Source organism: Terriglobus sp. ADX1 (genome assembly GCF_036877645.1).
GTDB lineage: Bacteria > Acidobacteriota > Terriglobia > Terriglobales > Acidobacteriaceae > Terriglobus.
On sequence record NZ_JAEDXV010000015.1, the window covers coordinates 15,711 to 40,868 of the forward strand.

Below are 25,158 nucleotides of genomic sequence, written 5' to 3' on the forward strand. Positions count from 1 at the left end.
AATGAGCGCTCAGAATAACCTCGTGGAATTGGCTGCCAACGGTGCACCTGCTGGTGAGCCAGAAGTCTGGAATGAAAACGTGGCTGTGTATACGCCACTGAAAGGCCATACACCGGAGCCTGAGCCGGTAGTGGTATCACCGTCATTTGCTGAGAACTTCAACGTAGAAGACTACCTGGCAGAAGAACGTGGCAAGGATTTGCTGCGTTTCTCCACTGCAGGTTCTGTCGATGATGGAAAGTCCACGCTGATCGGGCGTCTGCTGTATGACACGCAATCGGTTTACGACGACCAGGTACGTTCCATTGAAGGCAAAGGAACCACGGCTCCTGGCGTTCTCGATCTTGCGCTGCTAACGGATGGTCTGCGCGCAGAACGCGAACAGGGCATCACGATTGACGTTGCCTATCGTTACTTCTCTACGCCCCGCCGTAAATTCATCATTGCGGATACGCCGGGCCACGAACAGTACACGCGCAACATGGCAACAGGCGCCAGCACGGCAGATGTTGCCGTAGTGCTGGTGGATGCGCGTAAGGGCGTGCTGGTTCAGTCACGCCGCCATGCATACATCACCGCTCTGCTTGGTGTACGGCATGTGATCGTTGCCGTAAACAAGATGGACCTTGTGGATTACAGCGAGGCTGTCTTCACGCAGATCACGCAGGATTTCCGCGACTTCTTCCGTGCCCTGGATATCGATGGTCACGACGATACCGTGTTGCACTTTGTGCCGGTCAGCGCGCTTGAGGGTGACAACGTGGTTCACGTCAGCGCGAAGACGCCGTGGTATAGCGGCCAACCGCTGCTTGGATTGCTGGAGTCCATCCCGTCGTCGCAGGTGATTACTGAAGCGCCTTTCCGCATGCATGTGCAGCGAGTGGTGCGTCCGAACCTTGATTTCCGTGGCTTTGCGGGGCAGATTGCTTCGGGCACGATTCGCGTTGGCGATGAGCTGGTCGCTCTGCCTTCGGGCAAGAGAAGCCGCGTAAGCCGCATCGTTACCTTCGATGGCGATCTGGCAGAGGCATTTGCGCCACTGTCGGTCACGGTGGTATTGGAAGACGAAATCGACATCAGCCGCGGCGATCTGCTGGCTGCTTCCGCAGCGCTTCCGCATGTTGCTTCGCGATTGAATGCAGCACTGGTATGGATGAATGAGACACCGCTGGACACCACGCGTCGCTACCTGTTGAAGCAGGGAAGCCGAAGCGTTCCGGCGCGTGTTCCGGAAGTGTTGAGCGCCGTCAACCTGACGGATGCTTCGGCATCGCAGACCGAAAGCGCATCACTCCATCTGAACGGTATTGGTGCGGTTGTGGTGGAGACGCTGCAGCCGATCGCATTCGACAGCTACTCTGCCGATCGTCACACTGGCAGCTTTGTGCTGATCGATTCGCAGAGCAATGCGACGGTGGCTGCGGGCATGATTCGCGGCGCTGCATCGACCTCGTCAGCGCATGGCGCACACCATGTGACAGACGTGATCCTGAAGCCAGCACATGCGTTGCGTTTGGAAGGCACACGCGAAGCACTTGACCTTGCACTGGATGCGCTGCGTCAGACAGGCGTGCTGAAGGAGGATGCGTAATGGACACCACGAATCCCGGCATCGTTTCGCGTGAGCATGAGAAAGAGATCCTTCGCGCTGAGCGCGAGACAGAGCGTCATGGTGGTGCGCCCGTAGTTACAGGCGATGGCAATCTTCCAGAGTTGCGCCCTGAGTTGCTGGCACAACTTGCGCATGTGCGTGAGTTGCTGCGCACGGAGTTGGAAGGCATCGGAGAAGGCGAAGCGTGCCTGACGTGCTCTTTCCAGGCAGAAGATGTGCTGCTGTTGCATCTTGCGATGGAACTGCGTCCGAACATCCCAGTGCTGTTCCTGGAAACGGGCTATCACTTCCCTGAGACCTACGAGTATCGCGACCGCATGGCGCGTGAGTGGAACCTGAACCTGACGAATCTGCTGCCGAAGAAGACAGTTGCAGAGCAGGAGTCAGAGTTTGGTTTGCTCTATCAGACGGAGCCGAATCGCTGCTGCGGTTTGCGCAAAGTGGAGCCGCTGTTTGATGCAGTTGCGAACTACAAAGTGTGGCTTACTGGCTTGCGTCGTGAACAGGCGCGCAGCCGTACTGCATTGAAAGAGATTGATGATTTTGCTGTGAAGCCGAACATCATTGTGCGCAAGCTTAGTCCCTTTGCGGACTGGACCACGCGCGATGTGTGGCAGCTTAGCGCGCACTTCAATATTCCTCTGCTGCCCCTGTATGACCTGGGGTATACGTCCATTGGATGTCAGCCATGTACCACCCTCCCCACGGACCCGAACGATCCTCGCTCGGGCCGCTGGGGAGGAAAGAAGGTGGAATGCGGCATCCACATCCAGGCCACGGACACGGCCAATCCGGATGCTGCGCACTGATTCCTTAGGAAGACGAACGATTTTCCTGGCTGCGTGATTCTTCCGCAGTCTGTTTACGAAAGCAGACGATGCATTACCTGATTGGATTTGTCATTGCGATGTTTATCGCACTGACCGGCGTGGGAGCAGGCACCATCACCACGCCGTTGCTCATCCTGTTCCTTGGAGTACCAACCGCGGTTGCCGTTACCACTGGCCTTGTATTTTCGGCTGTTGTAAAGCTGTTTCTGGTGCCAACGCAGATCGTTCGCAAGCAGGTGAACTGGCGTGTGCTGGGATGGATGCTGCTGGGGGGATTGCCCGGCGTGCTGCTGGGCTCGCTGTTCCTTGCGCACCTGGTGAGCAAGGGCTCGCAACACATCATGAATGGTCTGCTGGGAGCGGTGCTGGTACTGACGGCGATCTATCAGATCATCTTTTCCTTCCGTCCCATCTCACAGCGCGAAAAGCCGCGTGATTGCCGCTTCTGCATGCCGCTGCTGATGTTTCCTGTGGGTGCGGAAGTTGGATTTTCGTCTGCTGGTGCAGGCGCACTGGGCACTGCGGCTCTACTATCGCTGACGAGCCTTGCGCCTGCTCAGGTTGTGGGTACGGATATTCTGTTCGGCTTTGTACTGTCGCTGGTGGGTAGTGGAGCGCACATGTTCAACGGAGCGCATGATGCGGCACTGTTAAAAGAACTAGTGATTGGTGGCATCTTTGGCGTGTTTGTGGGAACGTGGTCTGCGAAATTTATCCCCAAGCGCCCGCTGCGTTTCGCGCTATGGGTTTGGCTGCTGATTATCGGTGCGCAGTTCATCTATAACAACGCGATTCATCCCATTCGCTAAGTCACTTCGCGGGATAACTTTTAAAGGGCATGGCTTTCGCCATGCCCTTTGATTGATGCGCAGCAAGCTAAAGCCCGCTGATATATCCCTAGGTGTTATTGCAGCCGTGTTGGTAGACGATCGGCTTGCGCCACTCTTCCATGGTGGCGAACAGGATGCAGGTGCGACCTGTTTCCGTATCAACCCGCCAGGTCAGATTGCCTTGGCGATATACCTGATATTTTCCGCTGCCAGTGAATGCCATGCCATTGGTGGGGTTTGCAGAAATGCTGTCCGTCGCAGGTGCTGTGGCTGCGGGAGCAACGGCGCTGGTAACACTGCCTGTCATCGGCGGCTGCACATTCGTAGTGGGCTGCACGATGTTGCGTTTGGTGGTGTCAGAGGGCGTTGTGACGATGCTGGAGGATTCTGACGGCGTGGACTTCGACTCGTCTGTCAGGGCGCTCGTATCGTCAAACCGGATGCTGCCATCGCCTACCTGGCTGGCATGTCTGCGATAGGCGTACCACGCTGCCGCAGCGATCAAAACGATAACGATGATGCCGACAAGCTTCTTACCCATATCGCTTCCAAGGTACCACCGTCGGGCCGTTGGCGGGTCATGGAACTCGTCAGCAGCGACCGTCTCTTTCGAGTCGCCACTTACTAAGACAGGCTCTTCCGTATAGGGCTGCGTCGCCATCTGTCATCATCTTGTGGGTGAATGAGATACAAGTCGATGGAGAACTGCGTGGAGGAATCCGAGAAGATTCCCCTTGTACGGGGCGTAAAATCGGGATGTGTTCAAGTATTCCATCGTCGTTCCATTTCACAATGAAGAAGAGAATGTAACCGCGCTTTATGACCAGTTGAAAGATGTCATGGAGCACGTGGGAGATAGTTTCGAATTCATCTTCGTGGATGATGGATCGCGTGATCGCACGTATCGGCTGCTGGAAGAGATTGCGGCCGTGGACAGCCGCGTTCTGGTAATCAAGCTTCGCCGTAACTTCGGCCAGACATCTGCGCTGGCTGCCGGTTTTGATAATGCTCAGGGTGATTATGTGCTGGCCATGGACGGCGACCTGCAACATGACCCACGCGAGATCCCAACCTTTCTGGCCAAGCTGGAAGAGGGATACGACGTTGTGAGCGGTTGGCGTGCGCAGCGTGCAGATAACTTCGTGATGCGTCGCATCCCATCGCGCGTGGCGAACTGGATGGTGGCTAAACTAAGCGGCGTGAACATCCATGACTTTGGAACGACGTTTAAGGCGTACCGCCGCGAAGTAATCCAGAGCATTCCGCTGTATGGACAGATGCACCGCTTCATTCCAGCATTGGCATCATGGTGGGGCGCGTCTATCTGCGAGATTCCTATTTCGAATCCACCGCGTGGCGCGGGGAAAAGCCACTATGGCATTACGCGTACCTTCCGCGTGTTTTTTGATCTGCTGACAATCCGTTTTCTGTTGAAGTACATGACACGGCCGCTGCACTTCTTCGGCAGCTTTGGCGCCCTCAGCGTGCTGGTAGGCATGATGATGTCGCTGGGATTGCTGATGATGAAGATCGTGCGCGGCGGCGAGATCCTGCATCAACATGGGCCGTGGTTCATTGTGGCTTCTGTGTTGATCCTGGCAGGCGTGCAGTTGATTGGAATTGGCCTGCTGGGCGAACTTCAGGTGCGGCATTTCTATTCGCCACAGAATCGCGCGCCGTATGCAGTGGAACGCATGGTGCGGCTGCGTTCTTCGGAAGAAACAATGCTGTCGTAAGCAAAAGTTCAAAGCAAACAAAACGTCCGCGAATCATTCGCGGACGTTTTTGTTTGAGAGGAGCTTTAGAAGTTGAAGGAGACTTGTCCGGTCACCGTTCGCGGCGAAACATAATGCGTTCCGCTGAAGGTCGACAGGAAGTTGTACAGAGCTGTTTTGTTGGTGAGATTGGTGGCCGTAATGGAGAGGTTCGTCTTGAGACGGTCCTTATGCAAGACGTTGTCCCAGCCAAGCTGACCATCGAACAAGGTACGGGGAGCAATGCGCGGCGGGTTCTTGTCGTCGTTCTCCGTACCGGGAGCCGGAATCTTTACCAGCGGCGAGTAGAGCTGACCAGGGGAGCAGCTCGTGATGGGATTGGCCAGGGTCGCACGAACATTACCGCAGGTGAGCTGAATCTGCTGCTGCTGATCCGGCGTGAAGCCAAGAGCGGTCTCTGGATCAGTTACCGCGCCAGCCACCAGACCGCTTTCATAGCGCCAGGTCAGGCCAAAGTAAGGGCCATGTTTGTACTGGTACTGCAGGTTGGTGGATTGCTGGAAAGCCTGGTCGTGGTCGATACGGAAAACGCTGCTGGTGTTGATGGTGGGATCGTTGGAGAGCACGCCGCCAACCTCAGGACCAAAGAAGCGGGAACGCGTGTGTCCCAGCACCGAATATGCGGAGACGCCGTGGTATGCCGGCATGGTGACCTTGATACCGAAGCCGTCGATCTTTGATTTCTGCCACTGAATAGGGAAGGCAAGCGGCGAATTCAGGACCACGTCAAAGTCGAAGTCGCGGTCTGTGTACTTCCAGAAATACTCACCGTTCACAACCAGGTAGCGACCAAAGGACTGCTCGAATCCTGCGGTGTACTGGTTGCGTGCAGCGGGCTTCAGCGCCACGTCCTTCAGCTGATCGCCTGCCGTGCTCTGCAGGCCACCGACGCCGGTGGTGCTGCTGACGATCAGGTTCTCGTTATACGGCGTAAGGAAGAACTGGCCCCAGCCTAAACGCAGAACCGTGCCAGAAGCATGGACGTGATACGAAGCGTTGATACGTGGCTCGACTTTGGAGCGGCTGCTGATGCCGTTGTAGTTATCCGCACGCAGACCCAACTGAACATTCCAGTCGTGCCAGAGGATGTTGTCGGAAACATAGACGGCTTCCTGCTTGATGTCGGTATGGCCGTGGAACCGGTAGATGGAGCCGTTGCGGGTTAGATCGTACGGAGCAAGGCCCGCTGCATAGCTGTCATTCGCCGTGTAGTTATTACCAACACCGCATTGCGAGGGGCTCGTGATGGACGGGTCTGTAACCGGATCGCCGTTGTCATCAAGGCACGGTGCGTTGAACGTAGCGTCAGTAACTCCAAGGCCGAATCCTTCTGTAAGGAAGGTGTGGTACCAGGTGGCACCAGCTTTCAACGTGTGAATACCTTTGCTCAATGTGTAATCAGCGCGTAGGCCAGCGTTCTGAAGCCGGCGCGACTGCGACAGCGTGACCGGCGTGTCGTCGAAGACGTCGTTGCTGGGGTAGTAGTGGAAGTTATCTTGCCGCAGGTAAGGCGAAACCGTTATCAGGCTGTTCGCGTTGAAGGTATGTGTCCAACTCGGCGCAATGTTGAAAGAGATGATCTTTGCGCGCTGATCCTGATTGGGCTGGTCGTACTGGTTTGGCTGCTGGAACCACGAACGCGAGAACGACAGATTCAACTGCAACGCGTCCACGTCTGTGGGGTGATAGTCGCTGCGGTTGAAGATGTTGATGCTGTTGCCAACGTCATGTATGGGGCGATATTCCGGGCTATCCAGATAGCGACCGCTGCGGTAGCCATCGATGGAAAGAAAGTCGCCAAGAGTCTTGCCGCCAAAGCCAACTGCGAGTGATGGGGTGACCGAACCGAAGGTGCCGTAGCTTAGTCCCACTGTGCCCGTAGGCTTTGTCAGGCCCAGGCCAGAACGCGTCGTCGTTTCCACCACGAGGCTGGTCTTATCGCCATATTCTGCGGGCGCAATGCCGTTGATGACATTGACCGACTGAATGATGTTCGGCGATGGCTGATTGCCAAAGACGCGGCTTTGCTGGTCGCTAATGGGCTGACCGTCGATCGCGAAAGTCGTGTCGGCATGTTCGCCGAGCGGATGGAAGAGGCCGTTCGAATCTGATGCGATGCCAGGCGTGCTCAGCGTGACCAGGCTGGACAGTGGCGACGAGGTGCTGACCAGCGGCAGTTTCGTAAACAGGTCGCGGTCAATCGTGGTGGACTGCTGTGCGGAGGTATTCAATACATCGTCTGACTCAACAGTGATTTCCTGGGACGCTGCCCCAACCTTGAGTTGCAGATCGAGTTGTGTCGCGTTGCCAGTGCGGACTTGCACGTCGCCAGTGGAGCTGGAGAATCCCGGTGCTGAGACTTCCATGTGATAGCGATTGAAGGGCAGATTCGTGAATGCGTAATGGCCCGCGGCATCGCTGGTAACGGTACGGCGGAGGCCGCTGACCGGGTTTGCGATGAGCACAGTTGCGCCTGGGACGGCTGCGCCACTGGCGTCGGTGACGGTGCCGGTAACCGTACCAGCAGTGGATTGAGCAACGGCAGGAACACCGGAAGCGATGGCGACCGGAAGGGAGAGCATGAGGGCAAATGAACCCACGCGCATGGCGAACTCCTCAAAATGTTGAAAGCAAATCAGCGTAAATGCTGCATCAGGGCAGCAAAGCGGCAACGGTAAGCTGCCGGGCAACGCGAATTAACGGGCTGGAGGAGGCCGCGAGAATAGGGAAGGGTGCCATCCGGTTACGGTTCCGGAAAGCTGTAACAGTACGGGGGGCCGCGGATGCGCCTGGCGCGGCGCGGCGATCGCCAGTACCGCCAACACCACAATGGTGGTGATAGCCACGCAAAGGGCGCAGGTGTCTGGCGTATCCGTTGTCAGCGCATGCAGAACGGGATTGCCAGACGGCCCATTGGCACCTGCCAGCGGTGCCCTCAAGGCATCCGAGTGGCCAAAGGCCGTGTGTGCAACGGAGAAGAGCAGGAGAAACAGGCACAGCACAGCGCATACGCGTTGAAAACGCGTGGTGCCGTTTGCGACTTGTAATCCTGTCATCATCTTCGTGTGATTGTAGATTAACGCAACGCGTGGGTGTGGCTATTCGGTCCGCCTAACTTTCCGTCCAGTACACTCGACTTCATGCTCGAATCGGCTCTGTTCCGCCTGATGACCGTCGCCATTTTGATCCTGGCGAACGCGTTTTTCGTTGCGGCGGAGTTTGCCATTGTGTCCGTGCGCGAAACGCGGCTGGAACACATGGTGCGCACTGGGCGCATCGGCGCCGCCACGGCGCTACGGCTGAAGCAGGAGATAGACGATTTTCTGGCGGCAAATCAGCTTGGTGTGACGCTGTGTTCGCTGGCGCTTGGCTACCTGGGTGAGAGCGCCGTAGCGCAGGTGTTAGAACAGCTTTTTGGACAGGCGACTTTCCTGCAGCAATGGAAGGTGTTCGCGTTGCACCAGACCGCCATTAGCCACATTGTGGCGATTGTGCTGGCGTTTTCCATCATCACCTACCTGGAAGTGCTGTTGGGCGAGCAGGTGCCGAAGTCGATTGCGCTGCAACGCAGCGAACGTCTTGCGCTGGCAACGGCCGGCCCGATGGACGTTTTCATTCGGATTACGCTGCCTGCAGTGCGCCTTCTGAAAGGCTCCACGGCGTTGGTGCTGCGCATGTTCCGTATGCCGTTGCGCAGCGAAGGTGGCGAAGTGCATTCGCCGGAAGAACTGAAGATGGTGGCTACGGCAACTCGTCGCAACGGCCTGCTGCCTGAGTTTCAGGAACAGATGATTCATCACGCCATCGACCTGAACCATGTGACCGTGCGTGAAATTATGACGCCACGCGGACGCATTTTTGCATTACCTGCGGATATGCCGGTGGAGCTTGCGTCCGCACGCATCATTGAGGAGCAGCATTCGCGCGTTCCGGTATACGACCCCGTGCTGGGGACGGAGCACATCATTGGCGTGGTGTACTCCAAAGATATTTCGCGACTGATGCACTATCGCCGTGACAACCGTCTTCCTGCTGCCTTGCAAGCTCCTTCTGTGCCGCTGCGCAATGTGGTGCGTGATGTGATGGTGGTGCCTGAGACGAAGCTTGCCGTTGAGGTTTTGCAGGAGTTCCAGCAGCGTCGGCGGCAGATAGCGATTGTGGTGGATGAGTTTGGTTCCACAGTTGGGCTGGTTACTGCGGAAGATGTGTTGGAACAGGTCGTGGGAGAACTGCAGGACGAGTTCGATCTTGCGGCGCGTAATCTTCCCACGCCGGATCAACACGGCAATGTGGAGTTGGATGGCACGGTGACACTGCGCGATTTGACCACGCAACTGCATTGGCACTTTCCGCGGGAGGCAGGCATTGAGACGCTTGCGGGCTTTATGCTGGCGCAACTTGGCCATCTGCCCAAAACTGGCGAGGAAGTGGCTTACGGTGGTCATGTGTTTCGCGTGTTGGAAATGAATGGTCGTCGTATCAGCCGTATCCGCGTGCAAACCACGCCGGAAGCACTGCAGGAAGCTGTTGCATCGGTGCAGGAAGAGCGCAACGAGGCATGAAATCGCTGTGGCCCATAGTGAAGCGAGTGCTGCTCACCCTGCCGGTGTTGTGGATCATCGTGTCGTTGGTTTTCCTGCTGATTCATCTGGTGCCAGGCGATCCCGTCGCGCAGATGATGGGCGAGGGAGCGAGTTCCACGGACCTGTCAGCCTTTCGCCACCAGTTAGGGCTTGATCTGCCGCTGCACACGCAGTATCTGCTGTATTGGAAGGGCGTTCTGCATGGTGATCTTGGCCGTTCCATTCGGCTGAAGGATTCCGTGACAGCGCTGGTGCTGGCGCGTTATCCGTACACGCTGCTGATGTCGTTGACGTCGCTGCTGCTGGCGATTTTGCTTGCCGTGCCCGCTGGTGTTGGATCAGCGTTGCATCGCGGCAAAGCTACTGACCGCATTCTTGGTGGCGTTTCTCTGGTGGGATTGTCGTTTCCCAACTTTGCTCTGGGGCCAATTCTGATCCTTGTCTTTTCCATCGCGTTGGGATGGCTGCCGGTTTCCGGTGCTGGCACAGGACCACTGCTTGGGCCGAGTACGCTGCTGCATCTTGTTTTGCCATCGATTACGTTGGGTCTTTCATTGGCCGCTATTCTCACCCGCATGGTGCGCACCTCCATGCTGGAAGAGCTTGGGCAGGACTACATCCGCACTGCTCGTGCAAAGGGATTGCCGGAACGCACTGTGGTTTACAAGCATGCGCTGCGTAATGCACTGGTGCCGGTGTTGACGGTGGTGGGGTTGCAGTTTGGCTCGCTGCTGGCGGGCGCGATTGTGACGGAAACGATCTTCTCGTGGCCAGGCATCGGGCGTTTGACGCTCTCCGCTATCTCTAATCGAGACTATGCGTTGGTACAGGGCTGCACGTTGACGATTGGCCTGACGTATCTTGCAGCCAACCTGCTCACTGATCTGCTGTACACGCTGGCCAATCCGCGGCTGCGACGCTCGTAGCTGGAAGCCGGTAGACTCATCCACGTATGCGTTCTTCTATCGCAGTCGCGGTCGCTTTGTTGCTTCTCTCGTCTTCACTTATCGCGCAGCAGGCAAAGCCGAATAGTTCGCAGAATCTGAAGGGATTTACCGTGCCCGACGAGCCTGCCAACCCGCAGCCTGCGGCACTGGTCTTTCACGATTCGAAGTACCACGTTTCCTATAACGTTCCGGCGGGATGGGATACGGAACGCAAGGATGGCGTTTTGTCTGATCTGGCGAAAGATGTTCGCAGCGCGAGCAGAAGCATGCAGGTGCGTGGCGTTTCGGCTATCAACTACAACCCGTATCCACCAACAACCTTTTCGGGTGCGTTGTTTTATTACTCCGTCGTGCCGAATGCTAACGCGCAAAGCTGTGGGGCGCTGGCAACCACAGGAAAGCTAAAACCGAAGACGGATGCGACGATTGCTGGCATTACGTTCAAGCATGGGCAGGACCAGCACGGCGCTATGTGTACGGAGTCGCGCGATGAAGTTTTCACCACACTGAAGGGCAACACATGCCTGCGCTTTGACCTGGTGGTGAACACCTTCTGTGGAGAATCCAGCGGTGCGGTGGAGATAAATTCGCAGCAACTTGGTGATGTGAATACGCGGCTGGCAAACATTCTGGGGTCGATTCACATCGATCGATAAGAGAACTAACTATCCAGCGTGACGAACTCCACGCGCGCGTCATTGCCGTTCAGGTGAAGAATGGCCATCGAGACAGGCAGGCGAAAACGCCGTGGGCCGATGCTGCCGGGGTTCAGATACAGCACACAATTACGTTCTTCTGCTGCGGGCTTGTGCGTATGGCCGCTTACGACGACGCGAACACCGGCTGCTTCCGGCTTGATGTCCAGGTCGTGGATGGAGTGCACCATGTAAATGGATGTACCACCGATTTCGATCAGGTCTGTGGCGGAAAGTGCTGCGCATGGGCCGGAGGTATCCACATTCCCTCGGATCGCTGTAACGGGTGCGATGAGAGCGAGGCGGTGAAGAATATTGATATCGCCCACATCGCCCGCGTGCAGTATGTAGTCCACGCCCTCCAGCAGAGGAGGGACTTCCGGGCGTAGGAGTCCGTGTGTATCAGAAATCACGCCCACGCGGACCGTTCTGCTCATGATTTCAGTGTGATGCATAGGTGGCCCCGGTGGTTATGACGAGTTAGGTTCCGGCCTCTCGCCCTGCGGCTGCGGCAGACCCATAATCAATGATGCGATGCAGCCGTCCACGACAAGCAGCCGCAACTCCCAGCTCCTGCGCGAATACATGACCATGCTGCGCGTGGAAAAGGGCCTGCGCCCGCTGACCTGTGAGGCGTATCTGCGTGATCTGGAACAGTTTTGCGAGCATCTGGAAGTGAGCGATAGTCTTCTGGCCTCAGCCAAACGCGAAGACGTGGCGGCGTGGATGGAGCATCTGCGTACGCATGACCGCACGGATCGCTCCATTGCGCGTAAGTTGAGCTGCCTGCGTGGTTTCTACAAGTGGATGCTGCTGGACAAGCGCATGAGCCACGACCCCACGGTCAACATTGAAGCGCCCAGCACATGGAAGGTGTTGCCGAAGTCGCTGGCGGAAGATGAAGTGTCGCGCATGTTGGAGATGACCGGTGTGGCGGCGCACCATCCTCAGGCCGATGCGCTTTCGCTACGTGACCATGCCCTGATGGAACTGCTGTACGCGGGAGGTCTTCGCGCCGGTGAGATTGTTACGTTGCGCGTGGAAGACCTACATCTGGATCAGCAACGCGCGCAGGTGCGCGGCAAGGGTGACAAGGAACGGATTGTGCCGCTTGGCGCGACTGCGTGCCGAGCCCTTGAAGAGTATTTACAGCGCGGGCGTTCCAAGCTTGCAGGGAAAGGACTGCAGCGCACGCTTTTTCTGTCGGTACGCGGTAAGCCGCTGACGACGCAGGTGGTGTGGTCGATTGTGAAGTCGACGAACTCACATGCCAGCCCGCATAAACTTCGCCACAGTTGTGCAACACATATGGTGGAGCATGGCGCTGATCTACGCAGCGTGCAGACGTTGTTAGGCCACGCTGACATCAGCACCACGCAGGTCTACACACATCTGGCACTTGGGCGTTTGAAAGAGGTGCATCGCCTGCACCATCCGCGCGCCCGCCGGCACGGTGCGGAGGCGCGTGCGTCATGAGCCTGTCCGACCTAAGCAGTCGTTACGTCACTGTCCTTGAGAGCGAACGCGGAGCCAGTGAACACACTGTCCGCGCTTATACGCGTGAGGTACAGAATTTTGCAGCCTGGTTGGTAGAAACTCTTGGTGAAGAGGGCGACATCCGCAGTGTGGAGCACACACATGTGCGCGCGTATCTGGCAGTTTTGTATGACCGCGGATTGACGAAGGCGTCGGCAGCGCGTGCGCTTGCGGCAGTTCGATCATGGTTTCGTTGGATGGCCAAAGAAGGCATCGTGGAACAGAATCCCGCAACTCTGGTCGCCACGCCGAAGTTACCCAAGCATCTGCCGCGTGTTCCGTCCGCCGAAGAGGTCAATCGCGTTCTCGATGCCATTGAAAATGTAAGCGCAAAGCCCCCCGCGGCGAAGAAGGCTGGCAAGAAATCCGCAAAGTCGGCTGATAAGGAATACACCGGCTGGCCTGAGCGCGACCGCGTGATCTGGGAATTGCTCTACGGTTGCGGGATTCGTAACTCGGAGCTGGTTGGCATCAATCTGCTCGACATCCATTGGTCGAATGACGCAATCCTGGTTCGAGGCAAAGGCCGCAAAGAGCGCTATGTTCCCTTAGGCGACGCTGCGGCGGAAGCTGTACGCGCCTACCTGCCGCATAGGGAAGCAAAACTGCGGAATGGGAAAGCAGCCCTTATCGCAGATGGCCCGTTGCTCATCAATCAGTCTGCACGTGGTTCGGCACGCTTAACGACGCGTTCCGTGGGACGAATCGTCAAGGCCATCGCGATCCAGCGCGGTTTACCGGCGGACGTTCACCCGCACACATTACGCCACGCCTTCGGTACCCACATGCTGGAGGAGGGAGCCGATCTGCGGGCGATTCAGGAACTCCTTGGCCATGAACGTCTTTCCACTACGCAGAGGTACACGCAGCTCACCGTGGGGCAGGTGCAGCAGGTGTACGACGAGACGCATCCACGGGCGAATTAGCTTCCAGGGCCGGGCAGATGCGCCAAGTCCGGCGTTCGTCTAAACTAGGAAGCACATGCGTTCCCGCGCCGTACATCTCGCGTGTCTGTTGCTGCTGCTTTCGAGCCTGGCAGTGTCTGACGCGCGTGCCAGCAGCGTGGAACCCACCCGGACCCCCGGCGGCGTCTTTGTGCGCAATCTGCTACTGCAGGCGGCGATTGAAGAGACTGAGCCTGTTACGTCCGGTCCGGCGAGCGCAGATCCCTTGGACTTTACGGTTTCGGTATCATCCGAACACCGCGTCGTGCGCCCGGTGCACGATGCCGTGGCGCAGACCGCGCACGTACACGCTGTGACGGGAAGCAGCCTGTAGCGCGCTGCTGATAAGAGTGCACTTCTTTATCGCGGCTGCTGCTGCACCGCGCCCTCTTGATCGCGCTATTTTCCGTATCAGCAAGGACGACCCCTGTGTTTAACAAGACTCTCGCCAAACTGTTTGGCACCTCCAACGAACGCGCTGTGAAGCGCATGCAGCCCATCCTCGACCAGATCAATAGCTTCGAACCTGCTTTGCAGGCGCTGACCGACGAACAGCTTCGCGCCAAGACGGTGGAGTTCCGCGAACGCATTGCCACGCGCACCGCTGACATTGCCGACCGCGACGAACGCATCGCTGCAGAGAAGGTGGTTCTGGATGAGCTTCTGCCGGAAGCCTTTGCAGTGGTTCGTGAAGCAGGCCGCCGCGTGGTGGGCATGCGTCACTTCGACGTGCAGATGATTGGTGGCACAGTGCTGCATCAGGGCAAGATTGCCGAAATGCGTACCGGTGAAGGTAAGACGCTGGTCGCCACGCTGCCTTGCTATCTGAACGCACTTGCCGGCCGCGGTGTTCACGTCGTTACCGTGAACGATTACCTGGCCAAGCGCGACGCCGAGTGGATGGGCAAGATTTACGGCTTCCTCGGCATGACCGTTGGCGTCATCGTTCATGACTTGGACGACCGCGAACGTCGCGCAGCTTACGCCGCGGATATCACCTACGGTACGAATAATGAGTTCGGCTTCGACTACCTGCGCGACAACATGAAGTTCGAGTTGAGCGAACTGGTGCAGCGCGGCCACTATATGGCTATCGTCGACGAAGTCGACTCCATTCTGATCGACGAAGCGCGTACGCCGCTCATCATCAGCGGCCCCACCGACCAGACCACGGACAAGTATGAGCGCGTGAATGTGATCATTCCTCACCTTGAACTGGGTGAGTTCACGGAGACGCTGGAACAGAAGATTTACACCGGCGACTTTACGGTGGACGAGAAGGCGCGCTCCATCACCGTGACGGATGAGGGCTGGGAAAAGATCGAAGGCCTGCTCGGCATCGGCAATATCGCTGATCCTGAGAACTGGGACCTGAAGCACCACGTGGAGACCGCCATCAAGGCCCACAATCTCTACAAGCGCGACGTAGAGTACGTGGTGAAGGACGGCGAAATCATCATCGTGGACGAGTTCACGGGGCGCCTGATGCCGGGCCGCCGCTGGTCCGATGGTCTGCACCAGGCAGTGGAAGCGAAGGAAGGCGTTAACATCCGCAAGGAAGACCAGACGCTGGCCACCATCACCTTCCAGAACTACTTCCGTATGTACAAGAAGCTGTCCGGCATGACCGGTACGGCCGAGACGGAAGCCGCCGAATTCGACAACATCTACAAGCTCGAAATCACTGTCATTCCGACCAACCGGGTGATGCAGCGCATCGAGTATCCAGACATTGTGTATCGCACGGCGAAGGAAAAGTACTTTGCTGTTGCCGATGAGATTGAGCGTCTGCACGAGAACAAGCAGCCGGTGCTGGTGGGTACGACTTCGATTGAGAAGTCGGAAGTTCTGAGCGAAATCCTGAAGCGCAAGGGAGTGCGGCACGTTGTTCTGAACGCGAAGTTCCATGAGCGCGAAGCAGAGATCGTTGCACAGGCCGGACGTCTGGGCATGGTCACCATTGCTACCAACATGGCAGGCCGTGGTACCGACATTCTGTTGGGTGGTAACGCTGAGTTCATGGCGCGCCAGGAACTGGCGAAGAGCGGTGTTGCGAAGTCGCTGGCTACCGTGGAGGGAACGATTGCTCCCGTCGCTGCGCCGGGCATGTACCGCTTCTACTACCAGAACGAAGAGCACGAGTGCACGCAGGCTGAGTGGGATAGCGCGCTGGATCACTTTGCTACGGATTGCAAACGCGAGCACGAGGCCGTTCTGGCGGCGGGTGGTCTCTTCATCATTGGTACTGAGCGCCATGAGAGCCGCCGCGTAGACAACCAGCTTCGTGGACGTGCAGGTCGTCAGGGCGATCCCGGTGCAGCGCGCTTCTATCTGTCGCTGGAAGACGATCTCATGCGTATCTTCGCGCGTGAGTGGGTCAGCACGCTGCTGCAGCGCCTTGGTATGGAAGAGGGCGTGCCCATTGAAAGCGGCATGATCACCAACCGTATTGCTGCTGCGCAGAAGGCCGTGGAAACGCAGAACTTCGAATCGCGTAAACACGTTCTGGAATACGACGACGTAATGAACAAGCAGCGTGAAGCAGTGTATGGCCTGCGTCACAACCTGCTTGAAGGCGTGGACCAGAAGGATCTTATCCTTGAGGATTACACCGTCACCGCGCTGTCGAACATTCTGGATGAAACGGCTCCCGCCAACGTTCATGCGGATCAGTGGAATGTGACTGAGATGAAGGCAAAGCTGGTCGACATCTTTGGCACCGACTTCCCGCAGGTGGATTTTGCGGCGTTGAACCGTCACGAGCTTGGCGACACTCTGTTTGAGGGACTGAAGCAGCGCTTTGAGGTGAAGGAACAGATCCTTGGGCCGGAGACGCTGCGTTACCACGAGCGCGTGATCATGCTCAGCACGCTGGATGGCCTGTGGAAGGATCACCTGCTTGCGATGGACCATCTGAAGGAAGGCATCGGCCTGCGTGGTTACGCGCAGCAGGATCCGCTGGTGGCTTACAAGAAGGAGTCGTTCGAGATGTTTGAGGCCATGATGCAGCGCTTCCAGGAAGACACGCTGCGCAACCTCTATCGCATGCAGATCGTTGGCCCGGATGGTATTCCGATTGAGTCGCTGGAGCAGCTTGAGGCGCTTCGGAGCATGGCGGCACAGCCGGTAGCGCCTCCTCCTCCGCAGCTTCCGCAGACTCCACCGCCCATGCGTATGAGCGGTGGAAGCGAAGTGGAAGAGCAGCCGCGTCAGCCGGAACAGCCGCAGTTCCCAACGAGCCGCGGGCCGCAACGGCAACAATACGCGCCCCAGAAAGCAACCAGCGGACAGAAACCGAAGCGCCGCCGGTAAGAGTGAAATAAGAAACGCCGCAAGCATTGCTTGCGGCGTTTCTCATTTGCAGGAAATGTTCCTCTTATCGACACTACGCGAACGCTAATGCGTGACCTTCTGGCGTTGCGTCGTCTTTCGTTGAGGAGAGTTTACAATCCGCATCAGATCGAGCACGGAACGGGCAGAAGCTGTTCTTTCCGAGGATGGAGCCAGTTGCTGGTAGACGTCCTGGATCTGTTGCTGCGTCATGCTGAGCGTGACGTGCAGATCGTCGTAGATCGACAGGACGTGGCTGTCCGGACCATACATCTGAAGTAGTCGCCATGCCTGGTACGCGGCATCTTTTCCGATGCCTTCTTTTTCGGCCTCGTCACGAAAACGTTCCAACGGAGCCTTGCGGCGTTTGGCTTCGCGTTTCTGTGCATCCTGCTCGCTACTGACAGCCAACGTTTCTACACGGTGCTTTGTGCGTCGAAGCCCGATCATTCCGGCAAGAATCCACAAGACAATTCCCAGCAGGAGGATGAGCGGGAGCAAGGGAAGCCACGGCAGCATCGATTTAATGAAAGCGGGCATGCTCTCCGAATTCACGATGAGGCGATCCACTTCGTTTTCAATGCTGCCGACGGCAAAGGAATACGCCACCAGAATGCACGAAAGCACGGTAAGAGCAATGCCTGCGGGAATCTTCCGCTTGCGTGTGCTGCGACGGCTTGTGCCCTTTGCGACACGGCTTACGGATGCAGAGGAAAGCGTATCGTCGTTGCGAGCGTGAATCGATGTCCGACTCGTTACGCTCCGTATTTCGCTTTGGCGTACTTGTGGGATCGAAGCAGAAACAGGATGTTCTACAGAAACACGAAGAGGTGTGGCCTCTTGTGCTGCTGGCACTTCACGGCTGCGGGTTTCTCGGACTGCGGGAACACCGACCGCGGGGCGTGCAGCAGAGACACCTGAACGTCTGGATGGTCGTGATCGCGAAGCGCCAGACAAACGTGCATAGCCGGGTTTGGGGTCGTCGTTCGAGGGACGATTCGGCCGACTTTCTAATGCTGGAACGGGGGAAGTTTCGGGCGGGGCTTGCTCCCGCGGTGTACGGTCCACAATCGGCGTGGGCTGCACAATCTCTGCGCTCGGCGGCAGATCTTGCTGCTTGATTAGTTTTGGAGAAAGCGGTGTGACGCTTACGTCTGGTTGGAGCGGAGCAGGTGTCTCGATATCTTCCGCGAAGTAAGAAACATTTGGAGCAAGCGTCGTGTCCTCCGCGAAACTTTCCGCGGGGTAAGGTTCTGCTTTGGGTTTTCGGGGGAGCCTGCGCGGCAGGGAAGAACTTGGTTGGGTCGTATCCATGTGGGCGCAGAGGTAGAACCTCTTCTGAACGTATCAGACCTCGGGCCACTTGCACACCGGCTTACTGGGATGCCGTAAAGTCCTTGTCGTTGTCCTTGGCAGCAGCCTGTGCTCTACGAATCCCTGAAATGCGTACAACGGGCCGCATCACGGAATCCATAAGTGAATGGCGTTTTGCCGACTGCACTGCATTCAGCAGATCCATCACCGAGAGAATGCTGGGTTGTGCCCCCGGAGATTCCTTGCGATCCGTATTGCGCAGAAGATTGCCGTATATGTCCTGCACCTGCTCTGGCGTCATATGCAGATCATCAATCAGGTGATCATCCAGCCGGGCACGCATGCTGCTGGCGTAGTAGGGCAGAAGGAGCTGGTACGCCTGTGTTGAAATCCTTGGGCGAATGCCTCGGGCCTCCGTGATCTTGCGGAACTGTTCCAGCGTGATGACTTCGCGACCTGCCAGCTTGCGGGTCTTCTTGGCGCCGCGAATGCTTCGATACAGAAACCGCAGAATGCTAAACAAAATCAGGGCCGCTACGATGAGTCCGATCGCAGGGTAAACCAACTCCATGATTTTGACGACGTCATCGTTCTCGCTTTGCGCGGAGGTGTTCAGGTTTGAAAAGAAATGATCAGCGGCGGTGGCAAAACCTGACACATTGAAGACGTATCCCAGAAACAGCACGGCAATCACAGTTGTGATGAGTGCACCAAAGGCTGATTTTCCGGATTTATGGTCTTCGCGGCGACGTCGGATCTGCGGGTCGGTGCTGCGGCGTCGCGGCGCACTATCCATATCGCGGCGACCGGAATGATGTGCGGTCGACCAGTCAGTAGAGCGGCGTCCCCCATGGGGAGAGACACGACGATCACGTGCAATCGGTGGGTCAGGCAGAGACATGAACAACCCTCTCAGGAGGGAAAGCGTGATACCAACACGCAAACCCTACGCGAAGGGAAATTCAATGTAAAGAGAAAAGGCTACCTCTGGTCGGGTGCGGAAATCGACTTGCGTCCCGTGCACGCGGCAAGAATCCGCTGCACCGTACGCTCTCGCACTTCTTCCGTCAGATCGTAAACCTGGTGATTCTTATAGACACGAATGGTCTGCCGAGTGGTGTCCACAAGGATCTCGCAGTGGTGGCACTCGCAGAGGTGCGACTGAATTTCCGACAACAGCTCGGGCTCGACCTGTCCGTCGAAATAATCCGTCATTTGAGCCAGAAATTCCGTGCAGGTCATCGGACGCCTCCACGGGCCTGTGCGTGCGTATCGATTTGACCAAAGAGCAGCTTCACGGTCTGACGCTCCCATCCTTGCGCTTCAGGTATCGGCTCAAACGCTCACGCAGTTGAAGCCTTGCCCGTAGCAATCTCGACTTAACCGCCGGGACGCTCAATCCGAGCGCCTCTGCCGTTTCTTCCGTCGACAAGTTTTCGATGTCGCGGAGAGTGAAAACGGTGCGGAAACCTGGCGACAAACCTGAAATCGTCTTCTGCAGGATGTCACCAAGCTCGGAAGAACTGTACTGCTGCTCGGGATCAGGTGTCCAATCGGCAAAATCGCGGGGGATGGAGCCTTCTTCCGTCTGCACATCCTGGTCCATGGAAACGGTGCGGCTGGTCTTGCGCTTCCGCAACCGCATCAGGCTCTCATTCACGGCGATACGGGTCAGCCAGGTGGAGAACTTGCTGTTGCCCTGGAACTGATCCAGCTTGCCGTACGCCTTCATAAAGACGTCTTGCGTAATGTCTTCAGCGTCTTCGCGGTTCTGCGTAATATGCTGCGCTACGCGGAAGATCTGGCGGTCGTACTGCCGCACCAGTTTTTCAAACGCGGCGTCGTCACCGTTGCGCGCGGCTTCCACCAACGCAACGTCGGGGTGAACTTCTTCTGTTCCGGTCTGTTCGGCTACCGTTGGCATGCGTCCCTGTCAGTGTACTTCGCGCCATTCGTCCCATCAACCGAACTGTTTGCAAACAAGTGGATTTCAGGCGATTTCCACGACACGGATGTGGTTGGCTTCATTGCCACTAACTCGCGTAACGACTATACTGGGGAAGTCGGAGAGTTGGCAGAGCCCGGTTGAATGCACCTGACTCGAAATCAGACATAGGAGCAATCCTATCGGGGGTTCGAATCCCTCACTCTCCGCCATTCCTTCCCCTAAGTACTTTCGATTCATGGCCGCTCAAGTTCTGAGTGGGGTACTTCCGTACGCTGACGAACCCCTGTCAGCGTAACCTGCTCCTTGGTCCTGACTCCGGCATCACCATCCGTTTCGTCGTTCAAGCGGCCTCATTTGTCGTCCGAACATATGCGGGTTGTTTTCTCGAAAAGGGGGGCGGGAATCGCGTAATCCGCCCTGGTCTACTCGGCCTAGCTGCAAAATTCACAACTTCAGCGCATCATGCAGCGCGGTCTCGTCTTCTAATGGGCAAAAGTCATTTCTCGAAAATAAGGTGGTTCTTATGCAGATCGGGATGATCGGACTCGGCAGGATGGGAAGCAACATGGTGCGGCGGCTCGTGAACGCCGGGCATGAATGTGTGATCTACGCACGAACGCCCGCCACCGTAGCGAAGGTTGCGGCATATGGTGCCACGGGTGTGGCTTCCATTGAAGAACTCGTTGAACGGCTCACCCCACCGCGCGCAGTGTGGTTGATGGTGCCTGCAGGTGCAGTCGACGAAACCGTTGCGAAAATCCTTCCAAACCTGAGCCAGAACGACATCCTGATTGATGGCGGGAACTCGTATTACGTTGACGATATCCGCCGTGCGAAAGCCGTTGCCGAATCCGGTGTGAAGTGGGTTGATGTTGGAACGAGCGGAGGCGTCTTCGGCCTTGAACGTGGCTACTGCCTGATGATCGGTGGCGACAATGCCTCCGTGAAAACGCTGGATCCTATCTTCAAGTCTCTTGCCCCCGGACGTGGCAGCGTAGATCGCACACCAGGTCGAGAGAAACTTCCCGCCAGCACAGCAGAGGATGGCTACCTGCACTGCGGACCTTCGGGTGCAGGTCACTTCGTCAAGATGATTCATAACGGTATCGAATATGGGATCATGGGCGCGTATGCCGAAGGATTGAACATCCTGAAGCATGCAAACGCAGGCAAAACGGTTGATTCAACCGACGCGGAAACCACCCCGATGCGAAATCCTGAACTGTATCAGTACGAATTCGCACTGCCGGAGATTGCCGAGGTGTGGCGTCGCGGCAGCGTCGTCTCATCGTGGCTTCTTGACCTCACGGCTACCGCGTTAGCTGCATCGCCGGAGCTGACGGAGTTCGGAGGACGGGTCTCGGATTCAGGTGAGGGACGCTGGACGTCCATTGCTGCCATTGATGAAGGCGTTCCCGCAGACATTCTCACCACGGCGCTCTATGCTCGATTCAACTCCCGCCAGAACAGCGCGTTTGCGGACAAGCTGCTATCTGCCATGCGGTTTCAGTTTGGTGGTCACGAAGAGAAGAAGGCATAAGTGGCCAGTAGCGGTCTCGCTTCCAGGTTTGGGTGGCGGATGGTGACACGCTCTGTTACAACTGAGCAACACCGTGTCCAACATTGCATCTTCACCTGAGTCGGGCCAGACGACGGAGTTCGTTAAGAGCCTTGGATTGTTCTCTGCGACGGCCATCGTTATGGGTTCGATGGTGGGCAGTGGCATCTTCATTGTGTCCGCAGATATGGCGCGGATGGTGCAGTCGCCGGCATTGCTGATCGCGGCGTGGCTGGTGACGGCAGTGATGACGCTCATCGGCGCGCTGAGCTATGGCGAACTGGCTGCCATGATGCCAAAGGCGGGCGGCCAGTATGTGTACCTGCGCGAAGGCTTGGGGCCCATGTGGGGCTTTTTGTACGGCTGGACGCTGTTCCTGGTGATTCAGTGCGGCACAATTGCCGCTGTTGCTGTGGCATTCGGTAAGTTCCTAGGCGTGTTTGTTCCCAGCGTTTCGGCCAGCAACTGGATCTGGCATATTGCGCATGTTCCAGCATGGCCCGTGGGGCCGATGGTGCTGGGCAATATGGAAGTCGGGCTTTCGACGGCAAACTTTGCTGCGATCATCATCCTGACGCTCCTGACCCTCCTGAACAGCTTTGGCGTGAAGCTGGGGGCGCTGATTCAGAACATCTTCACTTCAGCCAAGATTTTCGCTTTACTGCTAGTCGTCGGCCTTGGCTTGATGGCGAAGAACGCTACGGCCATCGCAGCAAACTTTGCCAATGGCCACTTCTGGAGCGGGGCAGGCGTGCATACGCTGCATCCAGTGCAGGTGGGCGTGGGCGGCCCGACGGCGATGGTCGGATTCCTGACGGTAATTGCCGTGGTGCAGGTGGGGTCGCTGTTCTCAAGCGATGCGTGGAATAACGTGACTTTTACCGCAGGGGAAATCACAAATCCTAAGCGGAACCTGCCTTTGTCGCTGGCGATTGGCACGGGTGTGGTGCTGCTGCTGTACATCGCCGTGAACTTTATCTATCTCGCCGTGCTTCCTCTGCATGGAGTGGCCGACGGCAGCACAATTCTGCAGCGCGGCATTCAGTTTGCCAGCGAAGACCGAGTTGCTACGGCGGTAATGGAACAGGCATTTGCCGGATACGGAGCGCGGATTATGGCGCTGGCGGTGATGATCAGCACGTTTGGCTGTGCGAATGGCATGCTGCTGAGCGGCGCCCGCGTATATTACACGATGAGCCAGGACGGCCTGTTTTTTCAGGCGGCTGGAAGTCTTTCACCCAAGTCAAAAGCGCCGGTGGTGAGCCTGTGGGTGCAGTGGGCGTGGACCTGCCTGCTCTGCCTGTCCGGGTCGTACGGCCAACTGCTGGATTATGTGATCTTTGCGGTGCTGGTGTTTTACATCCTGACGATTGTGGCGCTGTTTCGGCTCCGCAAAACACGTCCGGATGCGGAGCGTCCGTACCGGGCCATTGGATATCCGGTATTGCCGGGGTTGTACATCGTGATGGCAAGCTTCATCTGTGTTGTACTCTTGCGATATAAGCCGCAATACACTTGGCCGGGGCTGATCCTGGTGCTGCTGGGACTCCCGGTGTATTTCCTGTGGCGGGGTCGCGCTGCGACCGCGTAGTTTGATCTTGTTTCTGAGGTAACCCGACTGATGGCGAATCTTTTTGCCCGTAAAACCATGGATGTCCTGCTCGCGGAGGCACGCGAGGAAGGCTCCCATACCCTGCAGCGGTCGCTTGGGCCGTTTGCATTGACTTCGCTCGGTGTTGGAGCAGTCATTGGCGCGGGCATTTTTGTGCTTGCGGGCATTGGTGCACACAATGCAGGACCAGCCCTGATCCTGTCGTATGTTCTATCGGGCCTGGGATGCGTGTTTGCGGGGCTCTGCTATGCAGAGTTCGCCGCGATGATTCCTCTGGCCGGTTCTGCATACACCTACGCGTATGCCACGCTGGGCGAGATCTTTGCCTGGATCATCGGGTGGGATTTGACGCTGGAATACGCGATGGGTGCTTCGACGGTGTCGGGTGGTTGGTCAAACCACTTCATCGAATTCCTGAACATCTTTGGCATCAAATTTCCGCTCTGGCTGGCCTATGACCATTGGACAGGTTTGCGCACTGCGACAGATCAGGTGGCGCGTGCAATGTTGCATGTGCAGCATCCGGAACTGATTGCGGGCACCAAGGCTTTCTCGGATGCGTTGGAGGCTCTGAAGGCCTCAGCTCCGGCCGCACTGACTTCGCAAGCTCATGCGCTGCTGAATGCGCCACATGTGTTTGGCATGGAGATTGGATTCAACCTGCCGGCATTCATCATTGCGCTCATCATCACGGCGATTCTGGTAGTAGGAATCCAGGAGTCGGCGAAGTTCAATGGTGGCATTGTGGTGATGAAGGTGGCGGTGGTGCTGTTCGTCATCGCGCTTGGCTCGCGCTACATCAGCCACGCAAACTGGGGCACCGACTGGCACAGCTTCGCACCGATGGGGGTGAGTGGCATTGGCACCGCGGCTGGCCTGATCTTCTTCAGCTACATCGGCTTTGATGCCGTTTCGACGACGGCGCAGGAGGCAAAGAATCCTCAGCGGGATCTGCCCATCGGCATTATTCTTTCGCTGATCATCTGCACGATCCTGTACATCGGTGTCGCGGGTGTTCTGACCGGAATGGTTTACTGGCCAGACATCAACATCGAAGCCCCGGTAGCTCGTGCGTTCCTGTCGCACAACCTGGGATGGGCGGCGGACATCATCACGATTGGCGCGCTGGCTGGTCTTACAAGCGTGATGCTGGTGATGTTGCTGGGCCAGTCGCGCGTGCTGTATGCCATGGCCAAGGATGGTCTGTTGCCGAACAAGTTCTTCGGCTCGATTCATCCGAAGTTCCGTACGCCGTGGAAGGCAACGATTCTGGCGGGTGTACTGGCGGCAATCGTTGGGTCGGTCACTCCCATCGACGATATCGGCAAAATGGTGAATATCGGTACGCTGCTGGCGTTTGTGATCGTCTGCATTGCGATCATGATTTTGCGACATACCGACCCGGACCGTGAGCGCCCGTTCCGCGCTCCTTTGGTATGGCCAATCCCGGTGGTGCCAGTGCTCGGTGTATTGTTCAACGGCTACATGATGTACAAGCTGGGCATCTGGAACTGGGTGCGTCTGATCGGGTGGCTGCTTATCGGTATGGTGGTGTACTTCACTTACTCGCGCAAGAACAGCCGCGTGCAGTTGGGCCTGCCTGATCCGGAGCCGGTGGATCATCTGTAAGCTTCATTAACGACT

The 25,158-nt window shown here is 57.2% G+C and carries 22 protein-coding genes and 1 tRNA gene; 15 read left to right on the forward strand and 8 right to left on the reverse strand.

Annotated elements, in window-relative coordinates; genetic code table 11:
- Position 1: 1 nt before the first annotated feature.
- From cysN to JAO32_RS11335, 3 genes are all read left to right on the forward strand, one after another.
- Positions 2-1,591 (forward strand): sulfate adenylyltransferase subunit CysN, encoded by a 1,590-nt coding sequence (gene cysN / locus JAO32_RS11325; protein WP_334240393.1) that lies wholly within the window; start codon positions 2-4, stop codon positions 1,589-1,591.
- On the forward strand, positions 1,591-2,421 hold the full coding sequence (locus JAO32_RS11330) for a phosphoadenylyl-sulfate reductase (protein ID WP_334240395.1): 831 nt from the start codon (positions 1,591-1,593) through the stop codon (positions 2,419-2,421). The genes cysN and JAO32_RS11330 overlap by 1 nt, the downstream gene beginning before the upstream one ends.
- A gap of 68 nt (positions 2,422-2,489) precedes the next feature.
- Complete coding sequence (locus JAO32_RS11335; protein ID WP_334240397.1) at positions 2,490-3,251, forward strand: sulfite exporter TauE/SafE family protein; 762 nt, start codon at positions 2,490-2,492, stop codon at positions 3,249-3,251.
- 88 nt (positions 3,252-3,339) lie between these two features.
- On the opposite strand, the gene JAO32_RS11340 is transcribed toward JAO32_RS11335, so the two are convergent.
- Complete coding sequence (locus JAO32_RS11340; protein WP_334240399.1) at positions 3,340-3,933, reverse strand: hypothetical protein; 594 nt, start codon at positions 3,931-3,933, stop codon at positions 3,340-3,342.
- A 97-nt stretch (positions 3,934-4,030) separates the two neighbouring features.
- Here JAO32_RS11340 and JAO32_RS11345 point away from each other — a divergent pair, with 97 nt between their 5' ends.
- Positions 4,031-5,008, forward strand: a complete 978-nt coding sequence (locus JAO32_RS11345) for a glycosyltransferase family 2 protein (protein WP_334240401.1) — start codon at positions 4,031-4,033, stop codon at positions 5,006-5,008.
- A gap of 65 nt (positions 5,009-5,073) precedes the next feature.
- Here the strand turns inward: JAO32_RS11345 and JAO32_RS11350 are convergent, their stop codons facing one another.
- Positions 5,074-7,653 carry a TonB-dependent receptor gene (locus JAO32_RS11350; RefSeq protein ID WP_334240403.1) on the reverse strand — a complete coding sequence of 860 codons (2,580 nt, stop codon included), beginning with the start codon at positions 7,651-7,653 and terminating at the stop codon, positions 5,074-5,076.
- A 90-nt stretch (positions 7,654-7,743) separates the two neighbouring features.
- A complete protein-coding gene (locus JAO32_RS11355) occupies positions 7,744-8,106 on the reverse strand; it encodes a hypothetical protein (protein ID WP_334240406.1) in 363 nt (120 codons plus the stop codon).
- Between the two features lie 81 nt (positions 8,107-8,187).
- On the opposite strand from JAO32_RS11355, the gene JAO32_RS11360 reads away from it, so the two are divergent.
- From JAO32_RS11360 to JAO32_RS11370, 3 genes are read left to right on the forward strand one after another with little or no spacing between them, the layout of a single operon-like run.
- A complete protein-coding gene (locus JAO32_RS11360; RefSeq protein WP_334240408.1) occupies positions 8,188-9,609 on the forward strand; it encodes a hemolysin family protein in 1,422 nt (473 codons plus the stop codon).
- Positions 9,606-10,556: an ABC transporter permease gene (locus tag JAO32_RS11365; RefSeq protein ID WP_334240410.1), complete on the forward strand. Its 951-nt coding sequence runs from the start codon at positions 9,606-9,608 to the stop codon at positions 10,554-10,556. Before JAO32_RS11360 ends, JAO32_RS11365 begins: the two co-directional genes overlap by 4 nt.
- A 26-nt stretch (positions 10,557-10,582) precedes the next feature.
- On the forward strand, positions 10,583-11,233 hold the full coding sequence (locus tag JAO32_RS11370; protein ID WP_334240412.1) for a hypothetical protein: 651 nt from the start codon (positions 10,583-10,585) through the stop codon (positions 11,231-11,233).
- Positions 11,234-11,238: 5 nt separating this feature from the next.
- On the opposite strand, the gene JAO32_RS11375 is transcribed toward JAO32_RS11370, so the two are convergent.
- Positions 11,239-11,709: a metallophosphoesterase family protein gene (locus JAO32_RS11375; RefSeq protein ID WP_334240414.1), complete on the reverse strand. Its 471-nt coding sequence runs from the start codon at positions 11,707-11,709 to the stop codon at positions 11,239-11,241.
- A 97-nt stretch (positions 11,710-11,806) separates the two neighbouring features.
- Here JAO32_RS11375 and JAO32_RS11380 point away from each other — a divergent pair, with 97 nt between their 5' ends.
- From JAO32_RS11380 to secA, 4 genes are all read left to right on the forward strand, one after another.
- Positions 11,807-12,748: a tyrosine recombinase gene (locus tag JAO32_RS11380; RefSeq protein ID WP_334240416.1), complete on the forward strand. Its 942-nt coding sequence runs from the start codon at positions 11,807-11,809 to the stop codon at positions 12,746-12,748.
- Complete coding sequence (locus JAO32_RS11385) at positions 12,745-13,734, forward strand: tyrosine recombinase XerC (RefSeq protein WP_334240418.1); 990 nt, start codon at positions 12,745-12,747, stop codon at positions 13,732-13,734. The genes JAO32_RS11380 and JAO32_RS11385 overlap by 4 nt, the downstream gene beginning before the upstream one ends.
- A 55-nt stretch (positions 13,735-13,789) precedes the next feature.
- Positions 13,790-14,086 (forward strand): hypothetical protein, encoded by a 297-nt coding sequence (locus JAO32_RS11390; protein WP_334240420.1) that lies wholly within the window; start codon positions 13,790-13,792, stop codon positions 14,084-14,086.
- A 95-nt stretch (positions 14,087-14,181) separates the two neighbouring features.
- Complete coding sequence (gene secA, locus JAO32_RS11395; protein WP_334240422.1) at positions 14,182-17,064, forward strand: preprotein translocase subunit SecA; 2,883 nt, start codon at positions 14,182-14,184, stop codon at positions 17,062-17,064.
- Positions 17,065-17,148: 84 nt separating this feature from the next.
- Here secA and JAO32_RS11400 read toward each other — a convergent pair whose 3' ends face one another.
- The 4 genes from JAO32_RS11400 to JAO32_RS11415 all read right to left on the reverse strand — a co-directional run bounded on the left by JAO32_RS11400 (position 17,149) and on the right by JAO32_RS11415 (position 20,320).
- On the reverse strand, positions 17,149-17,937 hold the full coding sequence (locus tag JAO32_RS11400) for a hypothetical protein (protein WP_334240424.1): 789 nt from the start codon (positions 17,935-17,937) through the stop codon (positions 17,149-17,151).
- A 520-nt stretch (positions 17,938-18,457) separates the two neighbouring features.
- A complete protein-coding gene (locus tag JAO32_RS11405; RefSeq protein WP_334240426.1) occupies positions 18,458-19,297 on the reverse strand; it encodes a hypothetical protein in 840 nt (279 codons plus the stop codon).
- 80 nt (positions 19,298-19,377) lie between these two features.
- Positions 19,378-19,638 carry an anti-sigma factor family protein gene (locus JAO32_RS11410; protein ID WP_334240428.1) on the reverse strand — a complete coding sequence of 87 codons (261 nt, stop codon included), beginning with the start codon at positions 19,636-19,638 and terminating at the stop codon, positions 19,378-19,380.
- A 52-nt stretch (positions 19,639-19,690) separates the two neighbouring features.
- Positions 19,691-20,320, reverse strand: a complete 630-nt coding sequence (locus tag JAO32_RS11415) for an RNA polymerase sigma factor (RefSeq protein WP_334240432.1) — start codon at positions 20,318-20,320, stop codon at positions 19,691-19,693.
- Positions 20,321-20,461: 141 nt separating this feature from the next.
- On the opposite strand from JAO32_RS11415, the gene JAO32_RS11420 reads away from it, so the two are divergent.
- The 4 genes from JAO32_RS11420 to JAO32_RS11435 all read left to right on the forward strand — a co-directional run bounded on the left by JAO32_RS11420 (position 20,462) and on the right by JAO32_RS11435 (position 25,143).
- Positions 20,462-20,553, forward strand: a tRNA-Ser gene (locus JAO32_RS11420).
- A 314-nt stretch (positions 20,554-20,867) separates the two neighbouring features.
- Positions 20,868-21,884, forward strand: a complete 1,017-nt coding sequence (gene gnd, locus JAO32_RS11425) for a phosphogluconate dehydrogenase (NAD(+)-dependent, decarboxylating) (protein WP_334240434.1) — start codon at positions 20,868-20,870, stop codon at positions 21,882-21,884.
- Between the two features lie 73 nt (positions 21,885-21,957).
- Positions 21,958-23,493 carry an APC family permease gene (locus JAO32_RS11430; RefSeq protein ID WP_334240437.1) on the forward strand — a complete coding sequence of 512 codons (1,536 nt, stop codon included), beginning with the start codon at positions 21,958-21,960 and terminating at the stop codon, positions 23,491-23,493.
- Between the two features lie 30 nt (positions 23,494-23,523).
- Complete coding sequence (locus JAO32_RS11435) at positions 23,524-25,143, forward strand: amino acid permease (RefSeq protein ID WP_334240439.1); 1,620 nt, start codon at positions 23,524-23,526, stop codon at positions 25,141-25,143.
- The last annotated feature ends 15 nt before the right edge of the window (positions 25,144-25,158 follow it).

Bases quoted from the DNA above. Each gene is read 5' to 3' on its own strand.
- JAO32_RS11390 (WP_334240420.1), top strand. From the start codon at position 13,790: ATGCGTTCCCGCGCCGTACATCTCGCGTGTCTGTTGCTGCTGCTTTCG.
- JAO32_RS11335 (WP_334240397.1), top strand. From the start codon at position 2,490: ATGCATTACCTGATTGGATTTGTCATTGCGATGTTTATCGCACTGACC.
- JAO32_RS11375 (WP_334240414.1), bottom strand. From the start codon at position 11,709: ATGAGCAGAACGGTCCGCGTGGGCGTGATTTCTGATACACACGGACTC.
- cysN (WP_334240393.1), top strand. From the start codon at position 2: ATGAGCGCTCAGAATAACCTCGTGGAATTGGCTGCCAACGGTGCACCT.
- JAO32_RS11405 (WP_334240426.1), bottom strand. From the start codon at position 19,297: ATGTCTCTGCCTGACCCACCGATTGCACGTGATCGTCGTGTCTCTCCC.
- JAO32_RS11340 (WP_334240399.1), bottom strand. From the start codon at position 3,933: ATGGCGACGCAGCCCTATACGGAAGAGCCTGTCTTAGTAAGTGGCGAC.
- JAO32_RS11365 (WP_334240410.1), top strand. From the start codon at position 9,606: ATGAAATCGCTGTGGCCCATAGTGAAGCGAGTGCTGCTCACCCTGCCG.
- JAO32_RS11435 (WP_334240439.1), top strand. From the start codon at position 23,524: ATGGCGAATCTTTTTGCCCGTAAAACCATGGATGTCCTGCTCGCGGAG.
- JAO32_RS11355 (WP_334240406.1), bottom strand. From the start codon at position 8,106: ATGATGACAGGATTACAAGTCGCAAACGGCACCACGCGTTTTCAACGC.
- JAO32_RS11385 (WP_334240418.1), top strand. From the start codon at position 12,745: ATGAGCCTGTCCGACCTAAGCAGTCGTTACGTCACTGTCCTTGAGAGC.
- JAO32_RS11350 (WP_334240403.1), bottom strand. From the start codon at position 7,653: ATGCGCGTGGGTTCATTTGCCCTCATGCTCTCCCTTCCGGTCGCCATC.
- gnd (WP_334240434.1), top strand. From the start codon at position 20,868: ATGCAGATCGGGATGATCGGACTCGGCAGGATGGGAAGCAACATGGTG.
- JAO32_RS11380 (WP_334240416.1), top strand. From the start codon at position 11,807: ATGCAGCCGTCCACGACAAGCAGCCGCAACTCCCAGCTCCTGCGCGAA.
- JAO32_RS11360 (WP_334240408.1), top strand. From the start codon at position 8,188: ATGCTCGAATCGGCTCTGTTCCGCCTGATGACCGTCGCCATTTTGATC.
- JAO32_RS11410 (WP_334240428.1), bottom strand. From the start codon at position 19,638: ATGACCTGCACGGAATTTCTGGCTCAAATGACGGATTATTTCGACGGA.
- JAO32_RS11330 (WP_334240395.1), top strand. From the start codon at position 1,591: ATGGACACCACGAATCCCGGCATCGTTTCGCGTGAGCATGAGAAAGAG.
- JAO32_RS11370 (WP_334240412.1), top strand. From the start codon at position 10,583: ATGCGTTCTTCTATCGCAGTCGCGGTCGCTTTGTTGCTTCTCTCGTCT.
- JAO32_RS11415 (WP_334240432.1), bottom strand. From the start codon at position 20,320: ATGCCAACGGTAGCCGAACAGACCGGAACAGAAGAAGTTCACCCCGAC.